This is a genomic window from Pseudoalteromonas sp. Z1A6 (assembly GCF_011378745.1).
In the GTDB taxonomy this organism is placed as follows: Bacteria; Pseudomonadota; Gammaproteobacteria; order Enterobacterales; family Alteromonadaceae; genus Pseudoalteromonas; species Pseudoalteromonas arctica.
In genome coordinates, this window is the sequence record NZ_WTKW01000172.1 from 1 (window position 1) to 8,961 (window position 8,961).

Genomic DNA, 8,961 nt, shown 5'->3' on the forward strand with positions numbered 1-8,961 from the left:
TAACCGTTATAAAAGAAAAGCTCTGTAAAACAGAGCTTTTTTATAGCTTAAACAGGCTACGCCCCCGGATTAGCAATACTTTGTGTGCGTTTTAAAATATCTAAGCCTTGTTGTTTTAACCAATATGGTAAGTCAATAATTACCCAGTTTTCAACTAGCTTATCACCTTCACGATGATATACATCAACCACGCGCATATCAGCAGGAGTATTAGCTCCAGGTAAACCTAAAAAGCCACCAATGGCGGTATTTGTTAAGTTTGGCCAACCAAAAAAGCATGCATATTCATCCTCAGCAAACCGGCAAATATGGCCATTAAATACTTTACCCGTTAACCCTTCTCTAAACGGATACATATGCTGTTGCTGATAACGCTCAATTGTATATGTAGCGCCAATTCCCGCAGGGCCATACCAAACCATGTTTTCATCCCATGTTTTTGCAAGCACTTCAGGTGGGCAGGTATTTATACCGCTTTGATTAAGCGCGGTTAGGTTATCAATCATCTGATTAACCAAGTTCATTGTGCGCATACTTTGCTCATCGCTCCCTTCACCTAAACGAACTCCATCGTGGGTACGTGGCCCAGGATAAGTAAAGTATTGCCCGGTAGAGAGCGGTAATGGGTTTAAACCTACTTGTAGCATCACCCCAATAACATCGACAAAAAAACCAGTTTGAATAATTTTACCGTCTTTAACACAGTTAAACTCAGCGTAGCGAATTGTCGCCAATTTATGAGAAGGTGCAATACCTAACCAGTCACGATCAAAGAGGCCCATAAAGTGGCCCATACTCATTACCCACTCGCCACCATCGGCTTCACTTTGCCCTGCAATAAAAATATCTTCGCGGCGCTGAAGTGCTTTAAAAGAATGAAATAAAGGCTGCCAAACATGCTCAATCACATCATTAGCATTATTTAATTCATTAAACGGATGCACACCTTTAAAGCTGTAATTATCTGCCAAGTACTCTTTAAATACAGCATTTAAATCATTACCTTGTGTTTTTTCTAATGCAGCATGAAACTGACGAACCAACTGCTTATTATTAATTATTTCTGCCATGATGTTCCCTTGTTGTTTGCGCAATCAAATTAACACTCTTAAACCGCAAATAAATACGCATTGCTAAAATGTATTCTATTTAAAGAGTAATTAAAAGCCTGTAAATACTAAGTTATAAATCGATTTAAAATAATACTAATGACAATTGACTTCGAAGTCAAAGTGATTCATGATGATTCAAAATAAAAAGTATAAATAGGCTAATTAGCCCGTAATACCTAATCTAACAGGATTAATTATGAATGATTTTGGATTATTGAATTGGAGTATTCTCATCGGGTACATTATTGCAAACCTCATACTTGGGTTTGTAATAAGTAAAAAGGTGAGCAGTGCTAATGATTTTTATATTGGCCGAAAAAATACACCTTGGTGGGCTATTGGTATATCGGTAGTGGCAACCTATGTTAGTGCGCTTACATTTTTAGGTGCGCCAGCGTGGTCATACAAAGAGGGTTTATCGGTTATTGCCATACACTTAAACTACCCACTCGTTATTGTGGCTGTTGTGTGTTTGTTTTTTCCGTTTTTTTACAATGCGGGTGTCGCCTCAATATACGAATACCAAGAACGTCGTTTTGGTAAAAAAGCGCGGATTTTAATCTCCACAATTTGGCTTATTTCACAAACAATGGGGTCAGCCGCTGTACTTTATGCAACCTCTTTAGTACTTGCCTTTATTGTAGATATTAACGTTATTACTGCTATATTTTTAGTCACTATTATCGCACTAATATATACCATGCTAGGAGGTATAACTGCCGTAATATGGACCGATGTTATTCAGTCGGCAATATTATTTATTGGTGCCGGCATTATTATGTATGCACTTATTACCTCGATGGATGGCTCGTTTAGCTCAACACTTACTGAGTTAAAAGCACAAGGTAAGTTAGACCCTCTTAATTTCTCGTTCGACTTCACGCAAGTAACCACCGTTTGGTCTGGCGTGCTAGCTATGTCGCTTTATCACATCACTGTTTACGGTACTAACCAAATGATGGTGCAGCGTACGCTTGCAGCTAAAAACATTGGTGATGCTAAAAAGTCATATCTATTAATGGGCTTTATTGCATTCTTTATTTACCTGTTTTTTATATTTATGGGCGTGTTGTTTTACAGCTACTACGGCGGCCGCACATTTGAAAACGACAACCTAATTATTTTACAGTTCGCATCCGACTATGGTTTACCAGGATTAATGGGAATTATAGCTGCAGCAGTAATGGCTGCTTCTATGTCGAGCCTTGATTCAGCGCTTAACTCACTCTCTACAATTAGTACTATCGACTTTTATAAAAAGTATTTTGCACCAGATAAAAACGACGCACATTACTTAGGTGCAACACGCTTATTTACCCTTGGCTGGGCAATAATCATCATTGTACCCGCCATTATGTATCACCTTTACAGCGAAGGCTCAATTTTAGAAATACTCACCAAGGTAGGTTCATACTTTGTAGGTGCTCAATTAGGTATGTTTGCACTAGGGTTTTTCTCTAAGCACACCACCGAAAAAGGCCTACTTATTGGCACATTAGTATCGTTTGTAACTGTTGCAATATGTGCCCTTTACACCGACATAGCGTGGCCTTGGTACTGTGCAATTGGTGCTCTAACGTGTGTTGTATTTAGTATTACGTTGAGTATCGCTTTTGATGGTTTTCAAGAGGAGTACAACGAGTACACCATTAAAGGTCAGCTAAAAGTGTTTAAAGAACAAAACCGCCCTGAAAAAGAAAATGGTTGGTATTTAGTTCCAGGTAAATTTGACTCAATAAACTACTGGTTACTCGGCTTTTTTGTAGTGAGCTTCGCGTCTCTCATGTTATTTGAACATTTTGTATAAGGTGAAATAAATGAATATTTTAGAACAACTTTTTGAAAACTTCAGCGCTGCAGAATTACCAAACCAAGCATTGCTTGCTGATACCGTTCAATGGCAGGTAAGCCACCCTTTTGAACCAATTACATCTAAACAAAATGTAATTAATAATTACTTTGGAGTGCTTAAAAACTCATTACCCGATATAGAGCGTAAACCCTTTATTTCTATTGAGGGCGACTACAAAGGCGAGCAATGGATATGCGCAACAGGTTACTTTACTGGCACATTCACAAAACCGTTATTAGGTATTCCAGCCAGCGGTAAAAGTATTTTTATTCGTTATAGCGAAATGGCTCAAATAGAAAATAATAAAGTAGTTAACGTTTATACCTTTTTAGATTTAATCGATGTAATGAACCAAGTGGGTGTAAATCCACTGCGTCCAAGCTTAGGTTACCCGGGTTTAATAATGCCCCCCACTACACTTGATGGTGTGCCTGCTACAGCTAAAAACGACGAACTAAGTAAAGCCAACGAACAGCTCGTAATTGATATGCTTACTGAGCTTGGCCGCTACGATGGTAAAGACCTGTACAGCATTAATTTAGAAAAATACTGGCACCCAGATTTTATTTGGTATGGCCCAGCCGGTATAGGAACAACCCGAGGCATTAGTGGCTTTAGAGAACACCACCAAGCTCCATTTTTAAAAGGATTCCCTGATCGTGGGATCAATAAAACACTCTGCCTAGTAAGCCACGACAATTTTGTAGCCACCGGTGGCTGGCCGCATATGTACGGTACTCATACTGGGGATGACTGGCTAGGTTTACCTGCATCGGGTAATAAGCTGTTTCCGCGTGTTATGGATTTTTGGCGCTGCGAAAACGGAATTTTAAAAGAAAACTGGGTCGCTATCGATATTCCTCATTTATTAGAGGGAATGGGTATTGATATTTTTGAGCAAATGCAAAATAAAATCACTGCAGCAAACTAAGAGGTATTTATGAGCACACAAAACACAATTACCCAACCTTACTGGCTGCCTTTATCGAGCGTATTAAACCCGCAAAGTAAAAAGCAGCAAGCGCTTGTCGGGTTTGACGAAGAGTTTGTTGATATTGTTGATTACATTTTACGTATTACGCACCGCATTTGGGAGCAAAAAAACATTGGTTTATGTTATCGCTATTACGCTGATGTATGCCCTGTTTTTACACTTGGCGCTTATGGCGAAAATATTGAAGATGTTATTCAAGGCACACTTAAAACCATTGCCGCATTCCCTGATAGAAGCCTAATTGGCGAAAATGTTATTTTTTCAGAAGACGGCAACGAGCATTACTACTCATCACACTTAATTAGCAGTGTAATGAGTAATACCGGTAACTCAGAATTTGGCCCTGCTACAAATAAAACAGGCCGAGTAACCACCATTGCCGACTGCGTTTGTTTTGAAAATAAAATAGTAAAAGAATGGCTAGTACGCGACAACGGCTTTTTAGTTAAACAACTTGGCCTAAGTATTATTAATGTAGCCAAGCACATGGCCAAAGTACCAAGTAAAGAAAAACATACCCTATGGCTTGATGAAGAGTTTACCCGAGTACAAGCAATTGATCACCGCACACCAAGCACTCCAATTTTAGACGGTGAACTGGCCGCATTTGCGCATAACTGGCTAGATACATTATTTAACCAAAAGCAATTTGCCAAAATACACGAGTTTTATAACTTAACGGCCACACAGCAATGGCCAAGCGGCAGAATGGCAACCGGCCTTGCACAAATAAATGGCGTATTTATACAATTTTTTGCTAATTGCCCTGATGCCAAGCTAACCGTCGATCACTTAGCAATTACCCCCTTTGATGAGAGCACTACAGATGTAGCAATTCGCTGGTCACTTGCGGGGCATTTTAACCCACAAAGCGGTGAATTAAGTGAGCTAAAAAATCTTCCTTATTTTGTGTTAGGCGTCTCGCACTTACGCATCAAAAATCAAAAAATCATTGAAGAAGTCACCGTTTTTGACGAAGTTGCGCTACTCGCAAACTTATTTAGAGCACACGCATTAAATAGCCAAACAGAATTGGAGGTAAATGCATGATCAACGCAATTATCGATTTATACACCAAAGCAGATATTAAAACTATTTCAGGTAAATTGCTGCGCAGTAGCCGCTGGCAGCAACATCACTTTACCGCTATGGGTTCATTGCAAGCACAGCCGCTATGGCTTGATTTTTTAGCGCAATATGGTGTATCAGAATTAATATCTAAAACGCATAGTAAAGGCCAGGAACTTGAGACTTTACAGTTGGTATTGCAACCAAAAAAACTGCTAAAACCAGTAAGACTTTCATTTGTTATAAAGCACAATAACACCTTCATAAAATCAGTGAAATGTTTTGTTGATACGCTCTTATTGGCTAACAACGAATTTGCAAATGGTGAGAGCAATAATACGCTGGTGATCCCTAAGTTACCTAAAAGCGACCCTATTATGGTTAGCGATTTAGACTACCAGCTGCACCCTACTACCTTTCATGCAACGCCCAGCGACATTTGTGAATTACCAACGCAAATTGCCGAAACATTAAATAATTGGTGGCAAATTTGGCAGCTTAATAACTTAGCTAATTTTGAAAGTGTTTATACTAAAAATGCAGACGTTATTCTTGCTGGCAGTAACGAAACACAATCAAAAGATGCACTGTTAAATTGCCATTTAGCGCTTTCACAAAGCCTAAGCAGACGCTACGCTCAGCTAGAAACCGTACAGTTTGACAGCGCCTCAAATCAAGCAACAATTTGCTGGACACTCGATGGTACTTTTAATGCCAAAAACGTACGCGTTCGCCAACAAATACTCACCGTTATTACATTTACTAACACTCTAATATCAAGCGAAGTTATGCAATTTGACACCCTCGCGTTAAATCAGCAATTCGCACTGTAAACACTTATTACTTCCCTTCAAGCGCTCACTGAGCGCTTTTTTTGTTTATAATTTCAACTTTTTTAGGTACATTAAACCTTAAATTAAAATAATTAATGACAATAAATGAAGTACCTCAGTATAGGTATCGTTTTACTTTTAACTGGCTGCCAAGCTACGCCTACATTATGTGAAGTAGAACCCAACGCGCTTTTGTGTGACTCAAGTAGCTATAATGTAGCGACGGTAAATGCATTAACCACATTCGAATCAAGAGCTGGCAGAAAAGCATTCGCACTAGGGAAAACCGAAAATGGTGGCGAGTTTTATGGTTTTTCAGAGGGTTACAGCTCACAATCTAAAGCAAATAAAAGAGCCCTAGATGAATGTAAAAAAAGACTCGCTAAATATGATACTAATGCTCAGTGCGAACTAATTCGATAGCTTTTTTTAAATAAAAAAGCCAGCTAATAAATGTATTAGCTGGCTGAAAGTTATGGTCATTTGACCATTTTAGGAAACCTTAAAACTGATATTTTAAGCTCGCGCCCCACGTACGCGGGTTGCTCCAGTTTGCTTGTACTGAGTTAGCTGGCAAACCATCAACAATTTGTGAATGCACCACACCACGCGTTAATATGGCTTTGTCGCCAATATTCTTAACGTATGCTTCAACCTGTACGCTGTCGTTTATAAACCAAGTTAGGCGTGCATCAGCCATTAAATGCGCATCTACTCTTACCTCTGGAATATTCGTATCAAACGCGTAGTAATCGTCTAAGTAATTCATTTGAATGTACGGTACTAAGTACGAGTCGCCCCCTAAACTAAACTCATAACGCGCCGAAAGCCCCATGCTGTACTCTGGCGCCATTGCAGGTCGCCAGCCTTCAAAACTAAATTGGCTTGAATTATCGTTTATATCTTGACGCCCGCCTTGGTTACCAAGTGCTAGCAACGGGCGAAGTTGTTCGTTGCCCACAGCGTAACCATCAGCAAATTCGCTATCCAATAACGATAACGTACCGGTAAGTGTTAAATTATCAATTGGTACCCATTGAAGGTCGGCTTCAAGGCCTTTTGTTTCTACGTCACCGCCATTTTCGTAATACTCAAATGTTGTGGCTGTACCTGAAGACACACATTCTAAAACGGTATCACCCGTTGTTGTATCGTTACATGACGTTGCAAACAACTGTGCTTTTACGTCTTCGTACTTATTCATAAATACCGAGACATTTAAACGCATTGCACCATTTAGCAAATAGCTCTTCATACCCATTTCGTACGAAATAACATCTTCGTTATCATAAAGTGGGTCTGCACCACGTGCTACCACGCGCGAATCGTTTGCACCACCCGTTCTGTAACCCGTGGCTACGCTTGCATACACCATTATGTCTTTGTTTATGTCGTACTCTGCAGCCGCTTTATATAACATTGCAGAATCATCCCAATCGGGGATGGTATCACCAGTAAACGTTTTATCGTCTTGGTTAACACGCAAGCCACCTACAACACGTAAGTCTTCACTAATTTGATAACGTAACTGCCCATACGCTGCGATAGATTTAGCCGTATGCGGGTCGTAATCTGGATTCCCCCACGAAGGCACAACAACAGAGTCTGATACACCATCGCCTGTTGTATCTGCATGCGATAACCAGCTCCAATCTGCTTCTTGGTCAAAGTAATAAAGTCCACCAATCCACGAAAAATCAGAATCATCATTATTTGACGCAAACTGTAACTCAGACGATAGAGTTTTTTGGTCATCCTCTCGGCCAAAACCACCTACAAAATCAATACCGCCATCGCTATAGTCGTTGTCGTAGTATTGCTTGCCGTTAAGGGTTGAATAGTTAGTCGTCCACTTAATATCAGCAAAATCGGTATACCACTCAAGTGCTACTGTTGTCGAAAAGCTTTCTTGTTTATCAAGCGAAAAACTATTGCGATAAACATCATATGGACCAAGATCTTCGTGCTGCGCATCACTTGGCTGATAAATATGCCCAGCTGTAATTGTAGGGTTAGGATCAAATATACCGGAGCCAGGTGACGTTTCGCTTATTTGGTAACCCGCAATTTGCTGATAACCCCAAATAGCTTCTGAGTTTGAGTTTTTACGCGAGTAGTCAAAACGTACCGTTGCGTTAAACTTATCGTTTGGTTGCCACTTAGTGACATTACGCATATAAAACTGATTTTTTTCGCGTAAATCATCCGAAGGCCCTGGAATCACTAAGTTATTGATATAGCCATCATGGCGATCAGAGGCCACTACAAAACGAGTCGCAATTGTATCGCTTACAGGAACATTTATAATACCCTCGTAAGCACTGCGGTTATAACTCCCTGTTTCAACTTTTATACTCCCCAGTAAATCGTCAAAAACAGGTTGATTAGTAATTATATTAATACTGCCAGCAAAGGTGTTACGCCCGTATAGAGTACCTTGTGGGCCACGCAGCACTTCTATGCGCTGCACATCCACCAATGCTCCTAAACCAGATGAGGTAGTAGGTACGTAAATGCCATCTTGAAATATGCCTACAATTTGCTCAGCAATACCGGTACCTGCTACACCCACTTCATTAGTACGTGCGCCGCGCATGGCAGGACGAACCTCACCACCAGATGACCCCATACGTAAACCCGGTACAACCTGCTCAAGACCCGTAACATCAATAATACCGGCACGAGCAATATCAGCCTCCCCGAGTGCAGTGATTGATGATGATACTTCCTGTAGATCTTGTGAGCGACGGTTTGCAGTAACGGCTATGCGTTCAATGGCTGGTTCTTTAATTTGCTGCTGAGTTTGTGTTGATGTTGCTTCTTCGGCGCTGTGAGCATTCATTGTGGTTGCTGCAATAGCAGTTGTTACAGCAAAATGAACGAGAGTCCGTGTAAATTTAGCTTTCATTATAATTATTCTCCCGAGTTTAAAACGTGTCTACTTCTCCCCAACTCTACATTTTCAATTATTACAGTAAACAAATTGTATCAATTGAAAATGCATTGATACAAAATAGACTTCGAAGTCAAAAAGATCAACAACTTTCTGACCAATAATTAACCTTAATTATTAAAAGCCATAAGTAACAATAATTTAAAATT

At 40.0% G+C, this 8,961-nt stretch carries 7 protein-coding genes; 5 read left to right on the forward strand and 2 right to left on the reverse strand.

Annotation, left to right across the window (positions count from 1 at the left end):
• Positions 1-56 precede the first annotated feature (56 nt).
• A complete protein-coding gene (locus GQR46_RS11875; RefSeq protein WP_165741060.1) occupies positions 57-1,070 on the reverse strand; it encodes an ester cyclase in 1,014 nt (337 codons plus the stop codon).
• A 238-nt stretch (positions 1,071-1,308) separates the two neighbouring features.
• Here GQR46_RS11875 and GQR46_RS11880 point away from each other — a divergent pair, with 238 nt between their 5' ends.
• From GQR46_RS11880 to GQR46_RS11900, 5 genes are all read left to right on the forward strand, one after another.
• Positions 1,309-2,919, forward strand: a complete 1,611-nt coding sequence (locus GQR46_RS11880) for a sodium/solute symporter (protein ID WP_165741061.1) — start codon at positions 1,309-1,311, stop codon at positions 2,917-2,919.
• Between the two features lie 10 nt (positions 2,920-2,929).
• Positions 2,930-3,895 (forward strand): ester cyclase, encoded by a 966-nt coding sequence (locus GQR46_RS11885; protein ID WP_165741062.1) that lies wholly within the window; start codon positions 2,930-2,932, stop codon positions 3,893-3,895.
• Between the two features lie 9 nt (positions 3,896-3,904).
• A complete protein-coding gene (locus tag GQR46_RS11890) occupies positions 3,905-5,008 on the forward strand; it encodes an ester cyclase (protein WP_165741063.1) in 1,104 nt (367 codons plus the stop codon).
• A complete protein-coding gene (locus GQR46_RS11895; protein WP_165741064.1) occupies positions 5,005-5,859 on the forward strand; it encodes a hypothetical protein in 855 nt (284 codons plus the stop codon). The genes GQR46_RS11890 and GQR46_RS11895 overlap by 4 nt, the downstream gene beginning before the upstream one ends.
• A 105-nt stretch (positions 5,860-5,964) precedes the next feature.
• A complete protein-coding gene (locus GQR46_RS11900) occupies positions 5,965-6,282 on the forward strand; it encodes a hypothetical protein (RefSeq protein ID WP_165741065.1) in 318 nt (105 codons plus the stop codon).
• 79 nt (positions 6,283-6,361) lie between these two features.
• Here the strand turns inward: GQR46_RS11900 and GQR46_RS11905 are convergent, their stop codons facing one another.
• The gene (locus GQR46_RS11905; RefSeq protein WP_165741066.1) at positions 6,362-8,767 is read right to left on the reverse strand and encodes a TonB-dependent receptor; all 2,406 of its coding nucleotides are present in this window, start codon (positions 8,765-8,767) and stop codon (positions 6,362-6,364) included.
• Between the last annotated feature and the right edge of the window lie 194 nt (positions 8,768-8,961).